1 protein-coding gene and 1 pseudogene are annotated in these 837 nt (G+C 59.4%); both read right to left on the bottom strand.

Translation table 11 applies throughout. The annotated features are described in order from the left end of the window. Window positions 1–215 (bottom strand): annotated as a pseudogene (locus V6C16_RS14475) (DNA repair protein RadA); the annotation flags it as partial. A gap of 408 nt (window positions 216–623) precedes the next feature. Continuing rightward, the coding region (locus V6C16_RS14470) for an EamA family transporter (RefSeq protein ID WP_333543588.1) at window positions 624–837 on the bottom strand (214 nt) is incomplete at its 5' end.

Here is an 837-nt window from a genome sequence, read left to right as displayed (position 1 = left end):
GGAACAAGCCCCTTGCCCAGCACCCTGTCCAGTGCTTGCAGGCCGCTGCCGTAAGGCTCGTGACCTGCGTCCTCCACCTGACACAGGGCTACAGGACGTCCGGATGCGCTGCTGTCGCCCAACGGGGAGCGAGCCTTGCCCGAAGACCGGGCCTGTACCGACGCTTCCAGCGTGTTCCACTCATGGCAGCCGGGACACTGGCCCCGCCACTGCATTGTCTGTGCTCCGCACGAGGAGCATATATATATTTCACGTATTTTCGCCATGTTTCAAGCCTACGGAAAAAGCACGGGGGGCGCAAGACGGGAAGCCCGGCGGCTGCCCACGCAGACGCCAGAACGGCGGGAAAAGATAACTTTCTGCAATTATGCGGCTACAGGGAACTGCCATGCAAAAACAGCAAAGCCGTTCCCTGTGCCAGGAACGCGTGGCCCTGCCCGGCAGTGGGCAACGCAATGACCGGGCTAGAGCAATTTAACTTTTAAATTGCTCGGACGGCTGCGTGAGCAGACGTTCGCTACGGAAGCGTAAGCGCAGTTTATCTGCGCGGTTAAACGCCGAAGTGAGCGTGCCTTAAACTTTGAGAATGTATATTCTCAAAGTTAATCTGCTCTAACGGTTTGCTATCGCCGCACGGCAAGGACAGTCGCGCAGAAAATACCGCCAAGAATGGCCGCCGCGCTTATGCCGAGGCGCAGTGTAACGGCCTCGCCCATAAAGACCGCGCCGCCAAGGGCGGTAATAAGCGGCACGCTCAGTTGCACCACGGCGGCGGTGGGTACGCTGAGGCACGGCAGCACGGAATACCACAGCACGTAGCCAAGAGCCGAGGCCACA

This window comes from Desulfovibrio sp. 1188_IL3213 (assembly GCF_036763145.1).
Taxonomy (GTDB): Bacteria; Desulfobacterota; Desulfovibrionia; order Desulfovibrionales; family Desulfovibrionaceae; genus Desulfovibrio.
The sequence above is the reverse complement of the archived record's forward strand: the minus strand, read 5'-3'. Positions and strand labels throughout refer to the sequence as shown.